Here is a 23,483-nt window from a genome sequence, read left to right on the forward strand (position 1 = left end):
ATCCTCGCCTCCGTCAAGCGGTTCTGCCAAAGAACACAGCAAACCCTATGTGGCGAACTTTAGATTCGGGTGACTAGGATTTAATCGTCACTCGCTGGGGCTATTTCGGAAAAGTCAGTTCGATGGCCCTAGCACTGGATTGTGGTCAAACCTAAGAGGCTAACATGTGTGGTGAATATATGTGGCAAGAGCAGGATTCGTCGCCTCATGGTCATTTGAAATCAATAGCTTGGCGCTATTTTGGCGTACTGGCGGAGACGAAGCCCGCCATGAAGGCTTAGCAATCAAACGCAAATAGACGCTTACGCTATTGAATAATAACGATAATACTAGCGACCTGCCCTTACACGCTATGCTATCTTGCGCAATCCCATGCATCCAATTACATTATTTATGTGGGGTGAGATGTGGGGAAGCTGAATGCCGAAAGTCTCGACCGAGTTGACCGCTCTGGATGTGAAGCGCCTTGTCCATCCCGGCGGGAATCGAAACATCATGAGGGCTGTCGGTGGCGTCCCTGGCCTACACTTGCAACTGACACCGAAAAAGGGCCGCTCGTGGGTGCTGCGCGCGAAGATAGGCAAGGACCGGCGGGACATTGGCCTTGGCGGCTACCCTGCTGTGACATTGGCACAGGCCCGCGAAAAGGCCCGTGAAGCGCGCGACAAGATCAGCCGGGGCGTTGATCCTGTCGAAGAACGCAAAGCTGCCAAGGCCGCGCTTGCGGCGGCGCAAAGCCGTGGCCTGACCTTCGCGGATGCGACTGACAAATACCTTGCGGCCAAGCTGGACGCTTTCAAGAACGCCAAGCACCGGCAGCAATGGCAGAATACCTTGGCAACATATGCGAAGCCTGAATTGGGCAAGATGCTGGTGCAGGATATCGCCGTGCAAGACGTGCTGCGAGTGCTGGAACCAATATGGCGGGACAAGACAGAAACCGCGTCACGCGTTCGGGGTCGGATTGAGGCCGTGCTGTCGTGGGCGACCGTCGCGGGGCATCGCACGGGCGACAATCCGGCGCGATGGGCGGGCAATCTGAAAGAACTATTGCCCGCGCCGTCTAAGGTCGCAAAGGAGAGCAATCAGCCTGCACTGATGATCGACGATGCGCCGCGCTGGTTTACTGCCCTGCGGGCGCGTGAGGGCTTCGGCGCGCGGGCGTTGGAGTTTCTTGCTCTGACGGCAACCCGGTCACAAGAGGTACGGGGCGCGCTTTGGGATGAAATCGACTTGGACAAGGCGCTGTGGATCATTCCGGCGGCGCGGATGAAAATGGACCGCGAACACCGCGTTCCGCTGTCTGTCGAGGCTGTGACGATGCTGCAAGCCCTACCACGAATGGATGGCAACCCGCTTGTGTTCCCGGCGGCACGAGGTGGACAACTGTCGGACATGACGCTTTCAGCGGCAATGAAGCGGATGCACAAGGCGGATATCGAAGCAGGCGGCGCGGGTTTTACCGACCGAGAAAACAAGCGCCCCGCTGTGCCGCACGGGCTGCGCAGCACGTTTCGCGATTGGGTGGCAGAGCGCACCACCTATCCCGGCGATATGGCCGAAGTCGCCCTTGCCCATCGGATCAGCAATGCGGTCGAGGCGTCATATCGGCGTGGTGACATGATCGAAAAGCGCCGCAAGATGATGGGTGATTGGGCGGGGTATCTGGTTAGCATCGAGCGGTCGGGAAATGTTGTGAGGATTGGATGAGTTACGAAGATTCGGATAACTATCACTTTGAGATGGAGCATTGGAGATGGTGCGAACATCTTTCAGTCATAGAGGCATCAATGCTGGCGGTCGGACTAAATCCCAGCAACTTTGAGCCAGTTTCATTAGGGCGACTTAACGAAGGAGAGTTTCATAGAGTAGGCTCATCCAACGACAGTCAAAATTACCTGCACTCGCCCCAATTTGTGCCTGTTTTTCGCGCAATTTCGGATGCTGCAATGCGCGGAACACTGGCTTGCAATTTTGTCCATAACGCGCGCGGCATACCTACCAAGAAATTCGGCGACTGGGAATTTGATGTTCGTCCAGACTTCAGTGAAGATAAAATCGAATATGACACAATGATCCAAGCTGGTGTACCGGTTTCCGCAAACTTCAAAATGACAAAAGGCCAGCCACTGCCCAGTCTTTATTTTGTTAAGGAACCCGACTGGCGACTGAGCACTATTAAGGTTGATGATTTCAAGGACTGGATGCAACGACGAGGTCGTAGGCCATGGTTTTTCTTCCCTGATACTGAGGAGGACAGCGAGGCCTTCCGTAACCCCGCACATGAACATTTCTCGGCAGAGCTAGATTTCGCAGTCACGGTTTGGCAAGCACTACTCCCTGAACGCAAATTCACTGGCGGCGTCAAATCGGCCATTGAGGCATGGATCAATGCAAACTCCGAATCTTGGCAAGGTGATGAACCCATTTCAGGAGCCGCTAAAGATAGAATTGCAACGCTAGTAAACTGGAACAAGGGCGGCGGCGCACCTAAGACAGGCGGTTAACCCACCCATCTCACTCAAAAACCAACCCACCCCCCATAGCCCCCTATTTCCATGGCGTTCCACCCCATGTGTCTGGTTGCAGGAGGTTAATTTCACCTAGTCGTTAAATGCTGGGTGGGTAGGTTCGGCAGGTTTGGCTAGGTGGGTTTTCGTAACCTGCCTAGCTATTCCGCCCCATATTTTGCGCGCCATGATGTCTTCAATCGCAACGAATTGGAGTGCATCACATGCCTGCAACCTATCTCACAGACCGCCAGATTGGTGCGCGCTATGGAGTCCATCACCTGACCCCGCGCCGCTGGCTTAAGACTGACCCGACATTTCCCAAACCGTTCCGCCTGTCACCCGGCTGCATACGCTGGCGGCTGTCGGATATCGAGGCTTGGGAAGCTGCCAAAGCAGTCGCTGCATAACGAAAAACCGCCACCCAATGAACGGGCAGCGGCTTTCCTCGACTGTAGCAAGTGCGATGATATCCCCGCCCCGTTCTGGTTTCAAGAAAGGAAACCGAACGATGAATAAGACCACAAATTTTGGCGCTAAACCCCCTGCAAACGCCCTACGGGTTGAAGCGTGGCGCGACTTGCCGCGAGACGCTACGCCAGCGCATTACAGGATCACCGACGAAGCTGGTGACACGCGCCTGATCACGCTGTCAAAAGGCAACAGGATCATTCTTGATGCATTGATTGCGCAACCCCTATTTTGCGCAAGCCCGGTGCGGATTTCAGACCGTGTCTGTATCCTGCGCCATGAGTATTGCGTGCCGATCCTCAAGGAAATGTATAAAAACGACGCCGCGACGGACCGTGCAAGATTCGGCGTCTATTTTCTCAATGGTTGTGTTGAACGTGTTGACCCGGTGGAGGGTCGCACATGATGGCCCTACGCATCGCCCATATTCGCCGTAAACTAGGGGTATCTAGGGCCGTGGCGCAGTGCATTGCCAACCTCGCCTATGGGGAGGGTAAGCAATGACAGCCCTTCGGGTAAACGCTTTGCCCGATGTGATCCGCAGTGAGGTTGCCCGCCTGAAAGGGGCGGGCTTCCCCCTGCTGCCATTGGGCGGCGCGGATGGCAAAGCGCCACTGTTGCGAGCATGGGCTGGCCCCGGATTGCCCCTGTCGCAGATCCTGGCCCCGATGCACCGGACAGGTTCGCAGGTCTACGGTATACGTCTGGATGGGCTGGCAGTGATCGACTGCGATGATGACGACCCGGACCTTGTCGCGCAGATGGAGGCGCGGTTTGGGTGCAGCCCGGTCCATGTCAGGACCCCGCGCGGGCGGCATCTCTATTACCGGGCCGCAGGGATCATGCCGAACCTGCGTGGCGAAGGACTGCCCGTCGATATCAAGACAGGCCCGCGCAGCTACGTTGTTGGACCGTTGTCGCGCCGCCCGGACGGCGGGCTGTATGGCGCGGTCAGGGGTTTGCTGGGGAAAGATGCACTGCCGTCGATCCGTGGCACTGCACGGGCCAAGCCTGCGCCTATCCCGACCGGTCACAGGCACGTTGAAATGGTGAAAGAGGCCATGCGCATGGTTGAACTGGTGGACAGCGCCGAAGAACTGCAAGGCAATCTGGCGGGCATCCGTGACGACTGGTGCGAAGATCCTGTGACCATGCCCGATAGCGAGTTGCACGACATTGCCGGATGGGCTTGGAAATGTCGGCTGGAAAACCGCGTCTATCGGGGCCGTGACAGCGCCTTTCCCATGCAGCGGCTGGCCTTGGATGCTTTGCGCGGTCTACCGAATGGTGCGGATGCTATCGCCCTGCTGGCGCTGCTGACGGATCAGCACGGGCATAGTCCCGGCAAACGCTTTCCGCTGGACTTTGACGCAATGCGGACGGCTGGCCTGTTGAACCTGTCAAAGCCCCGCCTGCGGGCAGCGCGGCGCAGCTTGGAGGACGCCGGACTATTGCGGCTGGCGGGCAACCATCGGGCAGGATCACGGCCACAAACCTTTGTCTTGACCCGGATGCGCCCGAACCTAGCCGACGCTGATATCCCACTACTTCGCTCTAGAGTGGTGCGGAAGAAGGCAGGGGAAGGGGCTAAGATTACTTATGACGCGCGATTTCAGACCTACAAATCGGACGGCGAAACATGACGGCAGATTTCATAAACGCCCTGCGGGAAGCCTTGGCAGAGTTTGCCCGCTCTGACCTTGGCCCCGTTCCTGCGCCCGACTGGCACGCAATGCTGTCGGTGCAGATGGCCCATATGCTTGTCGGCGCAAGCCTTGCCCTATTCCGCTCGCCTGCGCCGCTGGTGGGCATCGTGTTCGCCGTCTGGGCCGTCAAGGAACTGCTGGGCGATATTCCGAACGGCGGCAGCACTTGGCCGGTAATGGCTGATAGCATGGCCGACCTGTCTTTCGGTGCGCTGGGCTACATCATCGCAAAATCAAGGATGGAGAAGCCCCGACATGATCTCGGCTAGAAATCCGGCTGCGCATCGCAGGTATGCACCGATAAAGTTGAAGTTGCCTAATGATTTCGGAAAAAATCCGGGCGCGGTCTGATGGGCGGGTATGGATCAGGCCGACCAAGCCACAAGCAAAAGGCAGAGCATTGCCGGTCACTGGATGTGAACAGGATGCACCGCGACGGCTGCTTGCAACCCGGCAGGCAAGGCAATTGGATCTGGTCACAGGACGGCGAAGAAGTTGCCCGCATTGCCTATCGCGCAGAGCAAGGCCAGTTGGTCCTAGATTACCGGATCAGCCAGTACGGCGGCGCATGGGAACCGATAACCGAATCCATCCGCATCATCCGCGCAGATTGCCATTTCGGCGGGCAACGCCCCTACTTTCTCTGCCCCGGTGTTGTCTCTGGCCGATCCTGCAACCGTCGCGTTGGGAAGCTGTTTGCAGGGGGTCGCTACTTTCTTTGCCGCCACTGCTACGATGTTGCCTATACCAGCCAGTCAGAGGCGCGTTACGACCGCATGTTGAGGCGCGCCAACAAACTGCGCGTTGCGCTGGGCGGCGCACCCGGCACGGCAAACCTCATAGCCTTCAAGCCCAAAGGCATGTGGAACCGGACCTATGCCCAGCGCTGCTTCGAAATCGAATGGTGCGAGCGCGAGGCCGACCACGAGTTTATTTTGAAGTTTCAGTATCTTCTTAGCACCGAAGATTTGAGGATGTATTTTGAGGAACATTTGTGAGTTACGCGTAGACCGACCGCCCGGCAAAGCTAAATGCAATTTGTGCTTTTCGCTAGCAATCGTTCTCGTTACGTTCCGAAGATGCCAGTTGCCCGCCCATCGTCTAACAAATTCAAGAATCAGCGCCTTTGCCATGCCGCCAGCATGGGTATGCTGATCACTGCCAGGTGTTCGCTTTGCCGCCGGTCTGTAAATTACTGGGCAGCGGATTTGATCCAAGTGCTAGGTCCTGATCACGAACTGCACGTTCCGCCCTTTCCGTGTTCACGCTGCAAGACCTCGGAAGTTGACGTGAAATGGACCGTTCCTAACAGCGCCGAATTGGATGGGTTGACGGTTCGTCGCCCCGTCCGCCAGATTGTTAAGTGGCTATGGAGAGACGTAAAGGCGTGACAGATGTGCAATCTCTATTCGAATACAACTGCGCAAGAGGCCATGCGGCAACTGTTCAAAGTCGCGCCCGGCAATGACCTCTTGGGCAATGCAGAACCGCTGACTGCTATCTGGCCCAAGTATCAGGGCCATGTGGTCAGGTTGAACCCGGACGGTGTCAACGAATTGGTCAGCCTGTCCTGGGGGTTCAGGACGACCAACACCAGCAAGAAAACTGGCAAGACTTTGCAGCCCTCCGCTTGGAACAACGCTCGGGATGACAAGCTGCTGACCTCGGGCTTGTGGAAAGGCAGCTTTCAGGAACGTAGGTGCTTAATCCCCGCCACGTCTTTCTGTGAAGCCAAGGGCCGCAATCCGGCCACCTACCATTGGTTCGGCCTGACAGGCGATGAACCGCGCCCAGCATTCGCCTTTGCGGGGTTGTGGACCGTCTCACACTTCGAAGGACCGGACGGCAAAGAAGAGTGCGCTTGCTACACAATGATTACCACGAGATCCAACGAACTTGTTAAGCCCATACATCCAGACCGAATGCCCGCCATGCTAGCGCCGAAGGATTATGCACAGTGGATGAACGGCACGGCATCCGAAGCGCATGAACTGCTTCGACCCTACCCCGCAGACGCCATGCAGGTTCTCAAATCCGGTGAGACCGAGAAGTCCGATGCGGTGTGACAGCGGGAGGGGGGCAGGCTCAAACTTCACAACGCCGGAAAGTTGGACCGCCGGGGATAGCCAAATTTACGCGCGGGCAGCTGAAAGAAGAAAAGTCGCGAACGATTCACTGCAATTCTAAGCGTTTTACTTATGTGGGGTAGGATGTGGGGTAAGTATAGAAATACTTATATTTACTCAATGAAATCAAGGCCGTATGGCGGAGACGAAGGGATTCGAACCCTCGAGACGGTTTCCCGCCTACTCCCTTAGCAGGGGAGCGCCTTCGACCACTCGGCCACGTCTCCACCGACGCGTATAGCCAACAAAACATAAGGGTTACAAGGCGAAAACCTCCAGTTCTGAAATTTTCTTACTTGGGCAAAAAATCCCTCAAAATGGCACCGGATTTGGGAAACATTTGGTCAATTTCCCTTACAGGGAAAGCGCCTTGAGCTGCGTCAAGACAAATTTGCGATGGCAATCGCCAAGCGCGAGAGCAACCGATCGAAAGGCGTTTCCGTTAACGCTCACTCGAACCGATCTCCTTTTTGTATGGAGGCTTGGTCATGAAAAGCGTCAAGAACGATCCGGGTTCAGCAAGCACAGAAGATCTGGCCGAATATTGGAGAATGTCATCTGTCAGGGCCACTCGTGAACTTGCAGGGGCACTCGGCCTACAGCGTATCAAAGGTAGATTTCCCTGGTATTCCATCTGGGCAACTGAGGGCTTGGCCCCACCGCGGCGCAACAGATGGGAAGATTTAAAGCTTCCGCATAGTACTGCGGCCGATGTGGCCGAGGTGCCCGGAGAGTCTGCAAGATCCGGAAGGCGGCGTGGCGTTTCAAAGCCGGATCCGAGTTCCCAGACCCGATCCCGTTCCGGAAAAAGCCGATGCGGTGGCGAACAGCGCAGCTGCGCGCATGGCCGGCGGGTTCGCACCATGCGTGATAGCGGTTTGCGATGCGCGCACCTCTTTCTGCAACAGTTCCCTTTGCTTGCGCTACTCTACCACCAACGCGCCCATCTTGCGGGCGTCGATGAACAGCACCTCACCGTGCCGGTCGCGTAGCTTGCCTATCCTTGCGTCGTGTTCATGTGGTGGGTGTTGTAGGGGGCCCATTTCGAATGGCTCATCATCCATTTCGGTGCACCTCGCAAATCATGTCGACCATGCGAACGCGCGCCAAGATCGAACAGAAAGCCCTATCCATTATAGATTTTTGAGCTCATGATCGGCGATGATCCTCTCGGGATGAGTTTATGCAATGAAGGCTTCATTCGCTTGGGGCGAAACCATTTTTCGCCAACGTCACCCGTAAAAAGCATGGGAGGATCCTCGCGCCAGGATCACTCTTTCTTCGTTGAGCGAAAAACCATGCCGAAAAGGCCGGCGTGGACGGCACCAGACTCTGACGTGAGCTGAGATCCGTGCAGCAAAGTCGTTTGCCCTACATAAAGTCGTCGTCCTGTTGCAGCAACCGCGCGGGGCGCTCTGATCTTGGTGCCGGTGCGATTGCCGCTGTTACATGGTGCGGTGTCTCAGAATTGGTCTTCGAGGGGGCTATCCCTCCATAGCCTCCAATTCGTCGATGAACCCTTCGATCATGCTCAGGCCCTTGTCCCAGAAGGCGGGGTCGGACGCGTCAAGGCCGAAGGGTTCCAGAAGTTCCTTATGGTGCTTGGAACCGCCCGCTTTCAGCATGTCGAAATATTTTTCCTGAAAGCCCTCGGGGTTTTCTTCATAGACCGCATAAAGGGCATTCACCAACCCGTCGCCAAACGCATAGGCGTAGACGTAGAAAGGCGAATGCACGAAATGGGGGATATAGGCCCAGAACGTCTCGTATCCCTCCATGAACTCGAACCCTTCGCCAAGGCTTTCGGCCTGTACCGACATCCACAATGCGTTGATGTCATCTGGGGTCAGTTCGCCGCCGCGCCGCGCCTCGTGCAGCTTGCATTCGAAATCGTAGAAGGCGATCTGGCGGACGACCGTGTTGATCATGTCCTCGACCTTGCCGGCCAGCAGGATCTTGCGCTCCTGATCGGTCTTGGCATTGTCCAACATCCGGCGGAAGGTCAGCATTTCGCCGAACACACTTGCGGTTTCGGCCAGCGTCAGGGGGGTAGAGGACAGCATCTCGCCCTGTCCGGCGGCCAGTACCTGATGCACGCCGTGGCCCAGCTCATGCGCCAGGGTCATCACGTCACGCGGTTTGCCGAGGTAGTTGAGCATCACATAGGGGTGCACATCCGTCACGGTGGGATGCGCGAACGCGCCCGGTGCCTTGCCCGGCTTCACGCCCGCGTCGATCCAGCCCTTGTCAAAGAAGGGCTGCGCGATCTCGGCCATGCGCGGATCAAACCCGGCATAGGCGTTCATCACCGTGTCGCGGGCATCGTCCCAGCCCACAGTGCGTGTTTCTTCCATCGGCAGGGGCGCGTTGCGGTCCCAGACCTGCATGACGTCCAGCCCCAGCCACTTGCGCTTGAGTTCATAATAGCGGTGCGACAGGCGCGGGTAGGCGGCGACCACTGCGTTGCGCAGCGCCTCGACCACCTCAGGCTCGACATGGTTGGACAGGTGCCGACCGGTCTGCGGTGTAGGCATGCCGCGCCAGCGATCGAGGATCTCTTTCTCCTTGGCCTGCGTGTTGTGGACGCGTGCGAAGATCTTGATATTCTCGGAAAAGACACGGGCCAATTCGCGCGACGCGGCCTCGCGTTTGCTGCGGTCCTGTTCGGTCAGCAGGTTCAGCGTGGATTCGATATTCAGCGCGTCGCCGTCGATCTCGAACTCAAGGCTGGCGATGGTTTCGTCGAACAGCCGTTCCCATGCATCGCCGACGACGCCAAGATCGTGCAGGAATTTCTCAAGCTCGTCGGACAGTTGGAAGGGTTTCATCGAGCGGATGCGGTCAAAGACCGGCTTGTACCGGGCCAAGTTGTCGTTCTCCGCGAACAGCGTGTCCAGATGGCCATCGTCCAAACGGTTCAGTTCCAGCGTGAAAAATACCAGCGGGGTCGAGTAGTTGACCACCTTTTCCTGAAGGTCGGACAGGAATTTGGCGCGTTCGGCATCCGTGGTCAGTTGGTAGTAGCGCAGGCCCGCATAGGACATCAGCCGCCCGGCGGTGGTGTCGATCTTCTCGTTCCGCAGCACGCAATCAAGGAAACCTGCCGCGTCCAGCGTGGCCAGCTTGCCTTCGTAATCGGCGGCGAAACTGGCGCAGGCCTGTTCCAGCCAATCCAGATCGCGCTTGATTTCGGGCGCGTCGGGGGCAGAGTACAGATCCGTCAGATCCCATTCCGGCAGGTTTCCAAGGTCCTTGCTGCCATTGGTTGCATTGGCGTCGAAAACGGGGCGGACGGTCATGTTGGTCTCCTTGGACTATGCTGACTGGCAGGTAAGGCGACTTGTCACATAGGTGCAAGGGGGCGCGGGCGAAAGGGGGTCAGTAGATCGAAAGCGTCAGACCGAACGGCTCTGCGGCAGGCGACGGGAAAAGCTGGACGACAAAAACCCGGTATGTCTGACGGCTGGTGACAAAGCTGAAGTCGGTTTGGCAATCGGCAAGGCCCACAACGCTGAAGCAGGCATTGTTGCTGCCCGAAAGCTGTAATCGCGCCGTCTGGCCGTTGCCTGTGCCGAAGGTATAGCATTGCGGCGCGCCGTCAGAGACCACGCCGCCGACGCCACCGGAATAAGCGCCTTTGGCAAAGCGGATTTCGGGGCAGCTTTGCGCCGAGGCCATGCTGGCAGATGCGATAATGGCGAAGATTGCAGCGATGAGAATGCGCGTCATGAAAATCCTGTCCCGGCTACGGCTTGAAGCAATGCCGCAAAGTCTGCCTGATTTCGCAGATTCGCACAAATGACGGTGTCATCCATAACTGGCCAGAAGCGCCTTGAGGTCATCCAGCGTATTGGCCTCTGCCAGTGGTTTGTCGCGTCGCCAGCGGGACATGCGTGGAAACCGCAGGGCGATCCCGGATTTGTGGCGCGGGCTGGCATGAATGCCTTCAAAGGCGATCTCGAACACATGATGCGGTTTGACCTGCCGGACGGGGCCAAAGCGTTGCTGGGTATTCTTGCGCACCCACGCGGTGATCTGGCGAAATTCCTCGTCCGTGAGGCCGGAATAGGCCTTGGTGAAGGGAACAAGTTGATTGCCGCTCCAGACGGCGAAGGTGAAATCGGTGAAAAGGTTGGCGCGGCGGCCATGACCTTGCTGGGCGTAGATCATCACCGCGTCCACCGTCAGGGGGTCCAGCTTCCATTTCCACCAATCGCCCTTCTTGCGACCAGACAGATAGGGGCTGTCCAGACGTTTCAGCATCACGCCCTCTGCGCGTTCGTCGCGCGCCGTGGCGCGTATCTCTGCCAGGGCCTGCCAGGTATCGAAGGCGATGGGGCGCGACAGGCGCAGCGGTGCCTCGGCCGGGGTCTGGTCCAGCAGATCGTCCAGCGCCGCGCGGCGGGTGGACAAGGGTTCCGCGCGCATGTCGCGGCCTTCATGTTCCAGCAGATCATAGGCCACCAGAACGACCGGGACCTCGGCCAGCAGTTTCTTGGGCACGGTCTTGCGCCCGATCCGTTTTTGCAGCGTGCCAAAGGGCAGGGGGCCGTTATCCCAGGCCAGCACCTCGCCATCCAGCACGGTGCCGTCGGGCAGGAAATCCAAAGCGCGGGAAAATTCGGGGAAACGCTCTGTCATCAACTCTTCGCCGCGCGACCACAGGTGATGCGTGCCGCCGCGCAGGACCAGTTGGCCGCGGATGCCGTCCCACTTCCATTCGGCCTGCCAGTCACCCGGCGCGCCCAGATCCTCGGGCACCGTGTCTAACTGATAGGCGAGGTAGAACGGATAGGGGCGCGAGGCGTCGGCCTCTGCATCCTCGGCCTCGATCAGCGCGTGCCAGGTGGTCGTGTCGGCGCGCCATTTTCCCATCAGCCGCAGCGCAATCTCTGCCTCGTCACGGCCCAAAGCAGCGGCGATTGCCCGTGTCATCAGCTTCTGGCTGACACCGATGCGAAATCCGCCGGTGATCAGCTTGTTGAACAGCAGCCGTTCGGTCGCATCCAACTGGTCCCACGCGTCGAGGATCTGGTCCTTGCGTGCCTCCGGGGGCAGATCGTGCAGGCGCTGGAGTTGCGCAATCCAATGCGACAGCGGCAAGTCCGTCGCGCGACCGGGCGGAGGCAGGATCAGAGCGATGGTCTCTGCCAGATCACCGACGATGGGATAGCTTTCTTCCAGCAGCCACAGTGGCAGGCCCGCACGCTCGGCCGCCCATTCGCGCAGTTGAGTGGTGGTCACGGCGCGGCGTGGGCGACGACCCGTGAACAGCGCCACGGTCCACAGCTTTTCGGTATCGGGCACCTCGCGCAGATAGGCGGTCAGCGCGGCGGTCTTCTCCTTGGTCCGGGTGGTGCGGTCGATGGCGTTGAACAGCGCGGCGAAGGATTTCATGCCGAGCCATCCTCGGCGTCATCGCTGCCAAATTCGGTGGGAACGACGCTTGCGTTATATCCTTGGTCCCTCAGCCATCGCGCGAAGATGTCCGTGTAACCATGCGTGGCATATATGTTTTCTGCGCCTGTTTCGGCAATAGTCCTGTTCAGTGCAGGCCAGTCGGCATGGTCCGAGACGACAAAGCCCCGGTCAGCGGCACGCCGTCTGCGGACCCCGCGCATCCGCATCCACCCCGAGGCGAACCCGGTGGAGACCGCCCCAAAACGCCGCATCCAGTCAGAGCCGAGCGCGGCAGGCGGTGCCAAAACCAGCGCGCCGGGGAAATCCTTGAGATCAAGGTCGGGCGTCACATGATGCGTCCGAGGAAGGTGCAATCCCTGATCGCGCAGAACCTGTGTCGTGGTTTCCACCGCACCATGGGTCAGGATCGGGCCAATTTCCGCGTCCAGCATGGCCAGCAACCGCTGTGCCTTGCCCAGCGAATAGGCTCCCAGGACCGGCGTCCGGTCCGCGGCGACACTGTCGCGCCACCATGCGTTCAGCTCTGCCGAGACCTGTGCCTGCGGTGCCCATGTGAACACCGGCAGGCCAAAGGTGCATTCGGTGATGAAACTGTGACAGCGCACCGGCTCGAACGGTTCCGACAGCCCATCGTTTTCCAGTTTGTAATCGCCCGACGCGACCCAGACCTCGCCGCCGACCTCCACCCGGATTTGCGCAGAGCCGGGCACATGGCCTGCGGGATGAAACGAAACGGTTGCCCCGCCGATCTTGCGCTGCTCGCCGAAACATATCGTGTCCAACGTGATCGCGCCCAGCCGGTGACGCAATACCGGGGCGGCGGCCTGCGTCGCCAGATAGCGGGCGTGACCGGGGCGCGCATGGTCGGCATGGCCATGGGTGATCAGCGCCCGGTCCACCGGGCGCCAGGGGTCGATGTGGAAATCGCCTGCGGGGCAGTAGATGCCGCGATCAGTGAAGCAAAGCACTTTGTCAGCCATATCGCGATGATAGGGCGCGCGGACCAAAGCGCCAGAGCCGCTGATTCTGTCAGGCGGTCAGGCGGGATTTGTCGCGCGCTGACGCGTTGCTGAAATGCGCCGTTAGCTCGTCGGCGATCATGATGCGCATACAGGGGGTGTCCATCATCATTTCATGTTCGCCATCTTCGATCACGCGCAGCGTGCCGTTCGGCCAGCGGGCCATGCGCTGATGGATGCGTGGCATGTCGACGATGCGTTCGTTGCTGCCCACGAAGGTCAGGCAGGGCTGCGGCGGCGAGGGCAGGCGGGACAGCGCCAGCGTTTCGCGCAAAGCCTCATGCAGCCAGTTCAGGCTGGGGCCGCCCAGTTGCAATTCCGGATGGGCGGTGACCTGGCACCGCATATATTCGAACATTTCGGGATCGCGGGTCAGAAGATTGCCCTCGAACGGTTCGGTGGCGATATAGCTGCCCGCGCCGGTGCCGGGCGCGTAGGAATCACCAAGGCCAAAAATTCCACTGCCCCAGCCAAGCGCCCATGCCGCGGGCCGCGTATAGGCCTTCATGCGGATCCCCCACATCGGTCCGGAAAAGCCGACAGAGGTAAATGGCAGGCCGCGCAGCAAGCCACGCAGCCCGATGCAGCCGCCCATGGAATGCGCGAGCATATGCAGGGGGTGCGGCAGGTCCAGCGACTTGGCGGCGGCGACCATCGCATCCAGATCGGCCTGATAGTCGTCGAAGGTCAGGACATGCCCGCGGCGCGGATCGTCCAGCAACCGGTCAGCCAGCCCCTGTCCACGCCAGTCGATGCACAGCACGTCAAAGCCGCGTTCAACCAGATCGCAAGCGGTGCGGCCATATTTCTCGATATATTCGGTGCGACCCGGCAGAAGCAGGATCGTGCCCGTCGACTCACCGATGGCTGGCCAATGCGCCAGCCGGATGCGCAGCCCGTCAGCAGCCGTGACCCAGAAAACGCGCGCGTCCTCCGGGCCTTCGGCTATTGCAGCAAAATAAGGGGCTGCTTGCATTTCCATCAGGACAGAACCGCCCCCAGCTTCATTGCCTGACCCATATCGCCATCGACAGCGAGTTTGCCGGACATGAAGGCAGCCGTGGGGTTCAGATCCCCTTCGAGGATCTGCTGAAAGGTTTCGGCATCGGCCGTCAGCGTGACCTCGGCCTCTTCCTCGGCGGCGCGTGCGCCATTGCCGTCGATCATGATCGAACCTTCGCCTTCAATGTCGAAACGCGCCGAGCCGTCAAAGCCTTCGTCGCCCAGCCGTTTGTTCAATGCCGCCACCGCAGCTTCGGTTACATCGCTCATTTTCACTCTCCTCCAATTGATGATCGCGCGGGTGGTAAATTCTCGCGCATACGCTACACTCAGGAGTGTTATGAGCAGCATTTTCTCAAGACTCAAACATACCGTGGCGACACTTCTCGTCACAGTCATGTTTTCCATACCTGCCGGGGCGGAAACCGCGCGGGTTGATGACCTTTTGTCCGATCTGGCGACGTCCTCTGCGCAGGAGGCCGCAGGCATCGTCCGGGAGATTCGGCTGGAATGGTCCAAATCCGGTTCGGCCGCGATGGATCTTCTGCTCAAACGCGGTCGCGATGCGCTTGCGGCGGGGAAATTCACGCTGGCCATCGAACATCTGACGGCGCTGACCGATCATGCGCCGGATTTCGCCGAAGGATGGAGCAACCTGGCGCTGGCCTATTATCAGGCAGAGCTGCTGGGCCCCAGTGTCGATGCGCTGGAACGCACGCTTGCGCTGAATCCGCAGCACTTCGGCGCGATCAAGGGGCTTGGCGCAGTGTTCGAGCAGTTGGACGAACCGGCAAAGGCGGTTGCGGCCTACAGAAAGCTGCTGGACATTCACCCGCATGATCCCGAAGTTCTGGAAGCGGTCGAACGGCTTGAAATCCAGGTCACCGGCCAGGACATCTGAACCGATTATCCGAGAGTTTCTGAAGGAAGACGCATGGCCGAGCCATCCCGCACCGTGGCCGTGCTGGGTCCGACCAATACCGGCAAGACGCATTACGCCATCGAACGCATGCTTGGGCATCGGACGGGCGTGATCGGCCTGCCGTTGCGGCTGCTTGCGCGCGAGGTCTATGACCGCATCGTGGGTATCCGTGGCCCATCAGTGGTGGCACTGGTGACCGGCGAAGAGCGCATCGTGCCGCCTCGGGCGAAATACTGGGTCTGCACGGTCGAGGCGATGCCCGAAGGTATGGGAGTCGACTTTGCAGCGATAGACGAAATCCAGCTTTGCGCCGATCCAGAGCGCGGCCATGTCTTCACCGACCGGTTGCTGCGGATGCGCGGCCTGCACGAGACCCTGTTTCTGGGGTCCGATACGATGCGCGGCGCGATCGCTGAATTGGTGCCCGGCGTGCAATTCGTGCGCCGCGAACGGCTGAGCCAACTGTCCTATGCCGGTTCCAAGAAGATCAGTCGGTTGCAGGCGCGCAGCGCGATCGTCGGGTTCTCCGTCGAAAACGTCTATGCCATTGCGGAATTGATCCGTCGTCAGAAAGGCGGCGCTGCAGTAGTCATGGGCGCGCTGTCGCCGCGAACCCGCAACGCGCAGGTCGAACTGTATCAGAATGGGGACGTGGATTACCTGGTGGCGACCGATGCGATTGGCATGGGGCTGAACCTGGACATCAACCATGTCGCGTTTTCCGCCCTGTCAAAATTCGATGGCCGCCGGATGCGCCCCCTTGCGCCCAATGAGCTGGCCCAGATCGCCGGTCGGGCCGGGCGCGGCATGAGCCATGGATCGTTCGGGGTGACAGGCGAGGCCGGTCCGTTGCCCGATGAGGTCGTCGAATCGATCTGCAATCACCGCTTCACGCCCCTGCGCAAGCTGACATGGCGCAATTCGGACCTGCGGTTCGGCACGCTCGACACGCTGATTACGTCGCTGGAAGTCGCGCCGACCGATGATCGGCTGGTCAGGGCGCGCGAGGCCGATGATCTTGGCGCGCTCAAGACATTGGTGCAAAGCGCCGAGGTTGCGGCGCGCGCGTCCGATCCGGCCTCGGTCCGGCTGCTATGGGATGTTTGCCGCATTCCCGATTTCCGTGGCATAAGTCATGCGGAACATGCGAGCCTGTTGGAAGTTATCTTCGGATACCTGCATCAGCGTGGGTCGGTGCCGGATGACTGGATGGCCCGGCAGGTAAAGCGCATCGACCGGACCGATGGTGACATCGACACCTTGTCGAAACGATTGGCATATATCCGCACATGGACATATGTCGCGCAGCGCAGCGGTTGGGTTGGTGACAATAGCCATTGGCGCGAGCGCACGCGGGCTGTAGAAGACAGGCTATCTGACGCTCTGCACGAGCGTCTGACACAAAGATTTGTTGATCGGCGGACATCTATCCTGTTGCGCCGGTTGAAGCAGAAGGAGGCCCTTTTGGCCGAAGTGAACGACAAGGGCGAAGTGACCGTCGAGGGTGAATTCGTAGGGCGGCTGGAAGGGTTTCGCTTCCGGCAAGACAAGGATGCCAGCGGGCAGGAAGCAAAGATGCTGAAGACCGCCGGGCTTCAGGCGTTGGCACCGCATTTCCATCTGCGCGCGGACCGTTTCTACAACGCGCCCGATACAGAGATCGACTTTACCGAACAGGGCGGGTTGATGTGGGGCGATCAGGCCGTCGGCAAACTTGCCGCGTCCGACGATCCGCTCAAGCCGCGCGTTGTGGTCTTTGTCGATGACGAGGCCGGGCCGGATGTCGCGCAGAAGGTGGAGCGCCGCCTGCAACATTTCATCGACCGCAAGGTTGCCGCGCTGTTCGAGCCGCTGATGAACCTCAAGAACGATGAGGCGCTGACCGGGCTTGCGCGCGGCTTTGCCTTCCGCATGGTCGAGGCTTTGGGCGTGTTGCCCCGCGCCGAAGTTGCCGACGAGGTCAAGTCGCTGGATCAGGATGCGCGCGGCGCACTGCGCAAGCATGGCCTGCGTTTTGGTCAGTTCACCATCTTCATGCCTTTGTTGCTGAAGCCCGCGCCGACTCGCCTGCGTCTGGTATTATGGAGCCTTGCCAACGGGATGGACGAGTTTCCCGAAGCACCGCCGCCGGGTCTGGTGACGGTGCCCAACACGGCAGGGACGCCTGCGGTGCATCATACGATCTCGGGCTACCGCGCGGCGGGCGCACGGGCGATCCGTATCGATATGCTGGAACGTCTGGCCGACATGCTACGCGCCGAGGACAGCCGCGGCGGGTTCGAGGCCAAGGCCGACATGCTCTCGATCACCGGGATGACGCTGGAACAGTTCGCCGACCTCATGCAGGGGCTGGGCTATAACGCCGTCAAAGGCGAACGACAGAAGGTGAAACCGGCCGATGCCGTTGTGCCGGGTGCCGAAGCAGCGGAGACACCTGCCGCCGACACGCCGATCATGGATGTGGCGCAAGAGGCGGCACCCGGTGCGGTCATCGACGCGCCGCAGGAACCGGCCGCTGCCGATATTGTGCCGCAGGTCGATGCGGTCGAAGACGATGGCGTGGCCCCCGTGGCCGAGGCCCCGATTGATCCCGCGGGCACGCCCGAGGAAACGCCGGTTGTGCCGGAAGTCGCTGCCGAGGAAGTGCCCACTGGCACCGCCCCCGACGCGGCGGTGAACGCGCCGGAGACAGAGGTGTTCTACACCTTCACCTGGGGTCGCAAGCGCGAGAACCCCCGCAGTCAGAATCCGCGCCGTGAGGGCGGAGGCCGCAATGCCAAGCCCAAATCGGCGGACGGTGGCGGCGGACGTGGCCAGCAGGGCAAACCGCGCGGCAAGGGTGGCCCCAAGGGCAAACCGCGCCGCGACGACGGCACGAAAACCTATCAGGCCCGTCCCGAGAAGAAAGATCGCATCGACCCCGACAACCCGTTTGCGGCGGCGCTGATGGGGTTGAAGGACAAAACCTGACGTGAGCGATCCGGCGCAAAAGCTGCGCGTCGACAAGTGGCTTTGGCATGCGCGATTCTTCAAGACGCGCAGCCTTGCCGCGAAGATCGTGACTGCCGGGGCGGTGCGACTGAACGGCACACGTATCGCCAAATCGGCGGTTGTGGTGGGGCCGGGGGACGTGCTGACCTTCGCCAAGGGTGATCGGGTTTGCGTGGTGCGTGTTCTGGAAATCGGCACCCGGCGCGGACCGGCGTCCGAGGCACAGGCGCTTTACGAGGACCTTAGTCCGCCGCCGCCGCCACGGATGGAAAAACCGTCCGTGCCGCGTTTCGACGGTGGCGGGCGGCCCACGAAAAGGGACCGTCGCAAGATGGATCAATCGCGGCGGGATGCGCTTGAATGATCCGTCCGGCTGTTCTAGCTAGACAGAGAATTCGCTGAAACAGGGGCTTTCCATGACCTATGTGGTGACCGATAACTGCATTGCCTGCAAATATACCGATTGCGTCGAGGTCTGCCCGGTGGATTGTTTCTACGAGGGCGAGAACATGCTCGTCATCCATCCTGACGAATGCATCGACTGCGGCGTGTGCGAACCTGAATGCCCGGCAGATGCGATCCGCCCGGATACCGAGCCGGAAATGGAGAAATGGGTTGAGTTCAACCGCAAATACTCCGAAGCTTGGCCGGTCATCATCACCAAGAAAGACCAGCTGCCCGAGGCCGAGGAACGCGACGGCGAGGAAGGCAAGCTGGAGAAATATTTCTCGGAAGAGGCAGGCGAGGGCGGTTAAGCTGATTCGGCCTGCCCGGTCAGATTTTGCGGTAATTTGATCAGATTTTTGTCACTTAAGGCATTGATCTGATTGAATTCGGCATGCCCTGCGCGGGTGCCCGCTTTGATAGGCGGCATTTTTATGCTATGTTGGTTCCAATGAAACAAACAAGCACCAATCGCCGGACGGGTCTGCATCCGGTGATCTAGCACGATCAATTCGAAACGGGTCAAGGGAATGGTTGCTGTTCCCCACCCGTTTTCTTGCGCCCATGGCAGGGCGAACCTGTGAGGAAGAACTGAATGACAAAAAGCAAGAAATCCGAGTTTCGTCCCAATGAATATGTGGTTTATCCGGCCCATGGCGTGGGTCAGATTGTGTCGATCGAAGAGCAGGAAATCGCTGGTATCTCGCTGGAGCTTTTCGTGATCTCCTTCGAGAAGGACAAGATGACGCTGCGGGTACCGACCCATAAGGCGACCGAAATCGGGATGCGCTCGCTCAGCTCGCCTGATGTGATCAGTCAGGCAATGAAGACGTTGCGTGGCAAGGCGAAGGTCAAGCGCGCAATGTGGTCGCGTCGCGCGCAGGAATATGAGCAGAAGATCAACTCGGGCGATCTGATCGCGATTGCAGAGGTCGTTCGTGACCTGCATCGTGGCGACGACCAGCGCGAGCAAAGCTATTCCGAACGTCAGCTTTACGAAGCGGCGCTGGAGCGGCTGACCCGCGAGGTTGCTGCCGTGTGCGGCGAGGATGAACTGGCCGCCGCCAAGCAGGTAGACGACGTTCTGGTATCGCGCGCAGCCGCCTGAACCGGCACATTCGTCAAAAGAAATTCAGCCGCGTCCCCTCATCGGGGCGCGGTTTTTTTGTGACCACTCGGGGTGCAGGGTCACGCGGCATCGGTGTTTCGGCTTTCCATGGCTTCCAGAAGTGCTGCTTCAAGCTCTTTTTCCAACTCTTTCGTGCGCTTGATATAGGCTGCGTTTTCCGCCGAGGGCGTGTCAGGGTTCCAGACCTTGGCCAGTTCCTGCACCGCGTAACGGTCATGCGCGTAAAAGGTCTTTTCCACCTGAGATGCCTCATACCCGGTCAGCCCGATATTTTCGAGCGCGTAGCGCCCGGCCCGCAATGAGCTGTCGAATGTTTCCCGCACGATGTCATTCGCCCCGGCGCGGTACAGGTGGTAGACATGCGTCCGGTCACGCGCCCGTGCAATGATGTGCAGATTGGGGCGCATGTTCCGGGCATAGGTCACCAGCGTCGTGGTGGCTTTTGGATCGTCCAGTGCGACGACCAGCACGCGCGCATCCTCCAGCCCGGCGGCATGCAGGATGTCCGGGCGGGTGGGGTCGCCGAAAAAGCCCTTGAAGCCAAAGCGCCGCATCAACTGGATGGTCTGCATGTCGTGATCCAGCACAACGGTCTTGAAGCCCGAAGACTGCACCAACCGATTCACGATCTGCCCGAACCGACCGATACCGGCGATGATCACCGGGCCTTGTTCGTCGATCTCGTCCTCATCATATTGTTCGGCGTGATCGGCCTTCATCCGCAGCGACATGCGTTCGTAAAGGATGAACAACAGCGGTGTGATCAGCATCGAAAGCGCAATGACCAACAGGATGGTGCCGCCCAGAAAGTCCGGCAAGACGCCCTGTTGCAGCGAAAACGACACCAGCACAAAGCCGAACTCTCCGGCCTGTGCCAGCCCCAGCGTGAACAGCCATTGATTGCGACCCCGCAGGCCGAACAACCGCCCCAGCGCGTACAGGATCACGCCTTTTCCAAGGATCAGCGTCGTGGTCAGACCGAGGATCAGCAGTGGTTCGCGCAACAGTGTCGCAAAGTCGATGCCCGCGCCGACCGTGATAAAGAAGAGGCCCAGCAACAGGCCCTTGAATGGCTCGATGTCGGATTCCAGTTCATGGCGGAATTCGCTGGTGGCCAGCACCACGCCCGCAAGAAACGTGCCAAGCGCCGGTGACAGGCCGACCAATGTCATCACAAAGGCGATGCCGACCACGATCAACAGCGCCAGCGCGGTATACATCTCGCGCAGTTTGGCAGAGTGGATGAAGGTGAAGATCGGGCGGATCAGATAGACGCCGCCAAGGATGATCGACGCGACGGCGGCAAGCGTCACCAGTGCAACGCCCCAGCCCGGCAAGCCGTCGACCAGCGACATCGCCACATATGCAGACTTGTCCACCTGGCTTGCCTGCGTGACGGCCTCCTCCTGTCCAATCCCGACCAAGGGGCCGCTTGCCAGAAGCGGCAACACGATCAGCATCGGGATTACGGCAATATCCTGCGTCAACAGGACCGAAAACGCGGACCGGCCCCCGCCGGTCTGGATCAGGCCTTTTTCGGACAGCGTTTGCAGAACGATCGCCGTCGACGACAAGGCGAAGATCATCCCGATGGCCAATGAGGGCTGCCAGGCTTGACCCATCGCCATAACCACGACCATCGTCGCCGCGGTGGTCAGTACGACCTGTAGTCCGCCCAACCCGATCAACCTATGGCGCATGTCCCAAAGCGTTCTCGGCTCCAGCTCCAGCCCGATGATGAACAGCATCATCACGACGCCGAATTCGGCAAAATGCTGCAAATCCTCTGTTTCCGCTCCGACAATTCCCAGCACCGGCCCGATGAAGATACCAGCCAGCAGATAGCCCAGCACTGATCCAAGGCCCAGCCGCGCGGCGATCGGCACCGCGATCACGGCCGCCGCCAGGTAGATCGACGCCTGATAGAGGAAAGAGTCCATGAATGTGTCCGTTGTTATGCCGGGTCACTTTGCAGAAGCGCCGGGTAAGGAACAAGCGGCGATGGCCCTTTGGGTGGCAATCGCCGCGTCACGTTGGGAGCGGCGCATCCGGTTTGACCTGATCCATGACAATCTGGCTTTGCACCCGCGCCACCACGGCATGAGGCAGCAGCACCTCGTGAATCAGCCGGTTCAGGTCCCGCAGGTCGGCGCAATAGACCCGCAGCAGGTAATCCGCCTCGCCGGTCAGCGTCCAGGCCGAGATCACCTCGGGGCGTGCGGCGACAAGCCGGGCAAAGTTTTGCGCCTGTTCGGGGCCGTGGGTCGCCAGTTGTACCTGCACAAACGCCTGCACCGTCAAACCCGCCTTCATCGGGTCCAGACGTGCGGTGTAGCCGGTGACGTATCCTTCCGCCTCCAACCGTTGTCGCCTGCGCCCCGCCTGACTTGGCGACAGGTTGAGATGCTCGCCCAGGTCCTGCGCGGTCATATGGGCGTTACGCTGAAGGGCTGCAAGAAGCCGTTTATCCGTCAGGTCAAGCATTTGCGTGTTTTCCGCACCCTTGTATCCGTTTTTGTGAATTCTACGCGAATTGGCCGTTAGATGCACCTCTATTCGCGCAGAATGCCGGACACACATGCGTTAGAGTAGCCCCAACATGAATTTGAATCTGGAGACGCGATAATGGGACCTTTCCCGCACGACGCCCCGAAATCAAAGATCACCGAAGAAAACCCCGCTGGCACGGATGGGTTTGAATTCGTCGAATTTGCCCACCCCGAGCCAGAGGAGTTGCGCACGCTTTTTGCCCGTATGGGCTATGCGTTGGTCGCCCGGCACAAAAGCAAGAATGTCGAGCTGTGGCAGCAGGGCGACATCACCTACATCCTGAATGCCGAACCCGGCAGCTTTGCCGCGCGCTTTGTCGAAGACCACGGTCCCTGCGCGTCGTCGATGGGGTGGCGGGTCGTGGACGCAAAGCACGCCTTCGAGCACGCAGTTTCGAAAGGGGCAGAGCCCTACACGGGCAGCGACAAGACAATGGATGTACCCGCGATCAAGGGGATCGGTGGCAGCCTGATCTATTTTGTCGATCAGTATTACGAAACCTCGCCCTTCAACGAGGAGTTCGACTGGCTGGAACAATCAAAGCCGCGCGGCGTCGGGTTCTACTACCTCGATCACCTGACGCACAACGTCTTCAAAGGAAACATGGACAAGTGGTTCAAATTCTACGGCGACCTGTTCAATTTCCGCGAAATCCGCTTTTTCGATATTCAGGGTAAATTCACAGGCCTGACCAGCCGTGCTTTGACCTCGCCTTGTGGGCGTATCCGCATTCCGATCAACGAGGACCGGGACGAGAAAGGCCAGATTGTCGCCTATCTGAAGAAATACAACGGCGAGGGCATCCAGCATATCGCGGTGGGTGCTTATGACATTTACGATGCCACCGACCGGATTGCCGATAACGGGCTGAAATTCATGCCCGGCCCGCCGGATGCCTATTATGACATGAGCTTTGACCGCGTGACCGGCCATGAAGAGCCTGTCGAGCGGATGAAGAAATATGGCATTCTGATCGACGGCGAAGGCGTGGTGGATGGCGGCGAAACCCGCATTCTTCTGCAAATCTTCTCCAAGACCGTGATCGGGCCGATCTTCTTCGAGTTCATCCAGCGCAAAGGCGACGACGGCTTTGGCGAGGGCAACTTCAAGGCGCTGTTCGAGTCGATCGAGCGAGAACAGATCGACGCGGGCGAATTGGACACAACCGAATAGCATCTTCAGACAGCCCATG

General features: G+C 59.5%; 24 protein-coding genes and 1 tRNA gene. 14 read left to right on the plus strand and 11 right to left on the minus strand.

Annotated features, from left to right (window positions below; genetic code table 11):
• Nucleotides 1-420: 420 nt before the first annotated feature.
• From ACN0WV_RS14215 to ACN0WV_RS14250, 8 genes are all read left to right on the plus strand, one after another.
• Nucleotides 421-1,710, plus strand: a complete 1,290-nt coding sequence (locus ACN0WV_RS14215; RefSeq protein WP_417606664.1) for a tyrosine-type recombinase/integrase — start codon at nucleotides 421-423, stop codon at nucleotides 1,708-1,710.
• Nucleotides 1,707-2,507, plus strand: a complete 801-nt coding sequence (locus ACN0WV_RS14220; RefSeq protein WP_417606665.1) for a hypothetical protein — start codon at nucleotides 1,707-1,709, stop codon at nucleotides 2,505-2,507. Before ACN0WV_RS14215 ends, ACN0WV_RS14220 begins: the two co-directional genes overlap by 4 nt.
• A gap of 227 nt (nucleotides 2,508-2,734) precedes the next feature.
• Nucleotides 2,735-2,920 (plus strand): helix-turn-helix transcriptional regulator, encoded by a 186-nt coding sequence (locus ACN0WV_RS14225; RefSeq protein ID WP_417606667.1) that lies wholly within the window; start codon nucleotides 2,735-2,737, stop codon nucleotides 2,918-2,920.
• 101 nt (nucleotides 2,921-3,021) lie between these two features.
• On the plus strand, nucleotides 3,022-3,387 hold the full coding sequence (locus ACN0WV_RS14230) for a hypothetical protein (RefSeq protein WP_417606669.1): 366 nt from the start codon (nucleotides 3,022-3,024) through the stop codon (nucleotides 3,385-3,387).
• Between the two features lie 94 nt (nucleotides 3,388-3,481).
• The gene (locus ACN0WV_RS14235) at nucleotides 3,482-4,624 is read left to right on the plus strand and encodes a bifunctional DNA primase/polymerase (protein WP_417606671.1); all 1,143 of its coding nucleotides are present in this window, start codon (nucleotides 3,482-3,484) and stop codon (nucleotides 4,622-4,624) included.
• The gene (locus ACN0WV_RS14240; RefSeq protein WP_417606673.1) at nucleotides 4,621-4,956 is read left to right on the plus strand and encodes a hypothetical protein; all 336 of its coding nucleotides are present in this window, start codon (nucleotides 4,621-4,623) and stop codon (nucleotides 4,954-4,956) included. Before ACN0WV_RS14235 ends, ACN0WV_RS14240 begins: the two co-directional genes overlap by 4 nt.
• Nucleotides 4,957-5,112: 156 nt before the next feature.
• Nucleotides 5,113-5,685, plus strand: a complete 573-nt coding sequence (locus ACN0WV_RS14245) for a hypothetical protein (RefSeq protein ID WP_417606675.1) — start codon at nucleotides 5,113-5,115, stop codon at nucleotides 5,683-5,685.
• A gap of 396 nt (nucleotides 5,686-6,081) precedes the next feature.
• Nucleotides 6,082-6,753 carry an SOS response-associated peptidase gene (locus tag ACN0WV_RS14250; protein WP_417606677.1) on the plus strand — a complete coding sequence of 224 codons (672 nt, stop codon included), beginning with the start codon at nucleotides 6,082-6,084 and terminating at the stop codon, nucleotides 6,751-6,753.
• Nucleotides 6,754-6,950: 197 nt separating this feature from the next.
• Here ACN0WV_RS14250 and ACN0WV_RS14255 read toward each other — a convergent pair.
• From ACN0WV_RS14255 to ACN0WV_RS14290, 8 genes are all read right to left on the minus strand, one after another.
• Nucleotides 6,951-7,040 (minus strand) — tRNA-Ser (locus tag ACN0WV_RS14255).
• A 696-nt stretch (nucleotides 7,041-7,736) separates the two neighbouring features.
• Nucleotides 7,737-7,877, minus strand: a complete 141-nt coding sequence (locus ACN0WV_RS14260; RefSeq protein ID WP_179141494.1) for a hypothetical protein — start codon at nucleotides 7,875-7,877, stop codon at nucleotides 7,737-7,739.
• Nucleotides 7,878-8,297: 420 nt separating this feature from the next.
• A complete protein-coding gene (locus tag ACN0WV_RS14265) occupies nucleotides 8,298-10,112 on the minus strand; it encodes a M3 family oligoendopeptidase (protein WP_417606679.1) in 1,815 nt (604 codons plus the stop codon).
• A gap of 79 nt (nucleotides 10,113-10,191) precedes the next feature.
• Complete coding sequence (locus tag ACN0WV_RS14270) at nucleotides 10,192-10,542, minus strand: hypothetical protein (RefSeq protein ID WP_417606681.1); 351 nt, start codon at nucleotides 10,540-10,542, stop codon at nucleotides 10,192-10,194.
• Between the two features lie 78 nt (nucleotides 10,543-10,620).
• Nucleotides 10,621-12,210 carry an ATP-dependent DNA ligase gene (locus tag ACN0WV_RS14275; protein WP_417606683.1) on the minus strand — a complete coding sequence of 530 codons (1,590 nt, stop codon included), beginning with the start codon at nucleotides 12,208-12,210 and terminating at the stop codon, nucleotides 10,621-10,623.
• Nucleotides 12,207-13,214, minus strand: coding sequence for a ligase-associated DNA damage response exonuclease (locus ACN0WV_RS14280; RefSeq protein ID WP_417606685.1), 1,008 nt, complete (start codon nucleotides 13,212-13,214; stop codon nucleotides 12,207-12,209). Before ACN0WV_RS14280 ends, ACN0WV_RS14275 begins: the two co-directional genes overlap by 4 nt.
• Nucleotides 13,215-13,263: 49 nt before the next feature.
• Nucleotides 13,264-14,235 (minus strand): alpha/beta fold hydrolase, encoded by a 972-nt coding sequence (locus ACN0WV_RS14285; protein WP_417606686.1) that lies wholly within the window; start codon nucleotides 14,233-14,235, stop codon nucleotides 13,264-13,266.
• Nucleotides 14,235-14,525, minus strand: a complete 291-nt coding sequence (locus tag ACN0WV_RS14290) for an SCP2 sterol-binding domain-containing protein (RefSeq protein ID WP_084353565.1) — start codon at nucleotides 14,523-14,525, stop codon at nucleotides 14,235-14,237. Before ACN0WV_RS14290 ends, ACN0WV_RS14285 begins: the two co-directional genes overlap by 1 nt.
• 70 nt (nucleotides 14,526-14,595) lie before the next feature.
• Here ACN0WV_RS14290 and ACN0WV_RS14295 point away from each other — a divergent pair, with 70 nt between their 5' ends.
• The 4 genes from ACN0WV_RS14295 to fdxA are packed head-to-tail and all read left to right on the plus strand — an operon-like array spanning nucleotide 14,596 to nucleotide 18,923.
• Nucleotides 14,596-15,156, plus strand: a complete 561-nt coding sequence (locus ACN0WV_RS14295; RefSeq protein WP_417606688.1) for a tetratricopeptide repeat protein — start codon at nucleotides 14,596-14,598, stop codon at nucleotides 15,154-15,156.
• Nucleotides 15,157-15,189: 33 nt separating this feature from the next.
• Entirely contained in the window at nucleotides 15,190-18,147 is a 2,958-nt protein-coding gene (locus ACN0WV_RS14300; RefSeq protein WP_417606689.1) for a helicase-related protein, read from the plus strand.
• Between the two features lies 1 nt (nucleotide 18,148).
• Entirely contained in the window at nucleotides 18,149-18,532 is a 384-nt protein-coding gene (locus ACN0WV_RS14305) for an RNA-binding S4 domain-containing protein (RefSeq protein ID WP_084353562.1), read from the plus strand.
• Nucleotides 18,533-18,584: 52 nt separating this feature from the next.
• Nucleotides 18,585-18,923 carry a ferredoxin FdxA gene (gene fdxA, locus ACN0WV_RS14310; RefSeq protein WP_116597514.1) on the plus strand — a complete coding sequence of 113 codons (339 nt, stop codon included), beginning with the start codon at nucleotides 18,585-18,587 and terminating at the stop codon, nucleotides 18,921-18,923.
• Here fdxA and ACN0WV_RS14315 read toward each other — a convergent pair.
• A complete protein-coding gene (locus tag ACN0WV_RS14315) occupies nucleotides 18,920-19,138 on the minus strand; it encodes a hypothetical protein (protein WP_417606692.1) in 219 nt (72 codons plus the stop codon). The two genes, fdxA and ACN0WV_RS14315, sit on opposite strands and share 4 nt — an antisense overlap.
• Nucleotides 19,139-19,207: 69 nt before the next feature.
• On the opposite strand from ACN0WV_RS14315, the gene ACN0WV_RS14320 reads away from it, so the two are divergent.
• Nucleotides 19,208-19,720 carry a CarD family transcriptional regulator gene (locus ACN0WV_RS14320; protein WP_417606694.1) on the plus strand — a complete coding sequence of 171 codons (513 nt, stop codon included), beginning with the start codon at nucleotides 19,208-19,210 and terminating at the stop codon, nucleotides 19,718-19,720.
• Between the two features lie 80 nt (nucleotides 19,721-19,800).
• On the opposite strand, the gene ACN0WV_RS14325 is transcribed toward ACN0WV_RS14320, so the two are convergent.
• The gene (locus tag ACN0WV_RS14325; protein ID WP_417606695.1) at nucleotides 19,801-21,681 is read right to left on the minus strand and encodes a monovalent cation:proton antiporter-2 (CPA2) family protein; all 1,881 of its coding nucleotides are present in this window, start codon (nucleotides 21,679-21,681) and stop codon (nucleotides 19,801-19,803) included.
• 88 nt (nucleotides 21,682-21,769) lie between these two features.
• Complete coding sequence (locus ACN0WV_RS14330; protein WP_084353558.1) at nucleotides 21,770-22,225, minus strand: Lrp/AsnC family transcriptional regulator; 456 nt, start codon at nucleotides 22,223-22,225, stop codon at nucleotides 21,770-21,772.
• Nucleotides 22,226-22,366: 141 nt separating this feature from the next.
• Between ACN0WV_RS14330 and hppD the strand changes: the two genes are divergently transcribed.
• Nucleotides 22,367-23,464: a 4-hydroxyphenylpyruvate dioxygenase gene (hppD, locus tag ACN0WV_RS14335; protein WP_417606697.1), complete on the plus strand. Its 1,098-nt coding sequence runs from the start codon at nucleotides 22,367-22,369 to the stop codon at nucleotides 23,462-23,464.
• Nucleotides 23,465-23,483 lie beyond the last annotated feature (19 nt).

The organism is Primorskyibacter flagellatus (assembly GCF_048268605.1).
GTDB classification, from domain to species: domain Bacteria; phylum Pseudomonadota; class Alphaproteobacteria; order Rhodobacterales; family Rhodobacteraceae; genus Primorskyibacter; species Primorskyibacter flagellatus.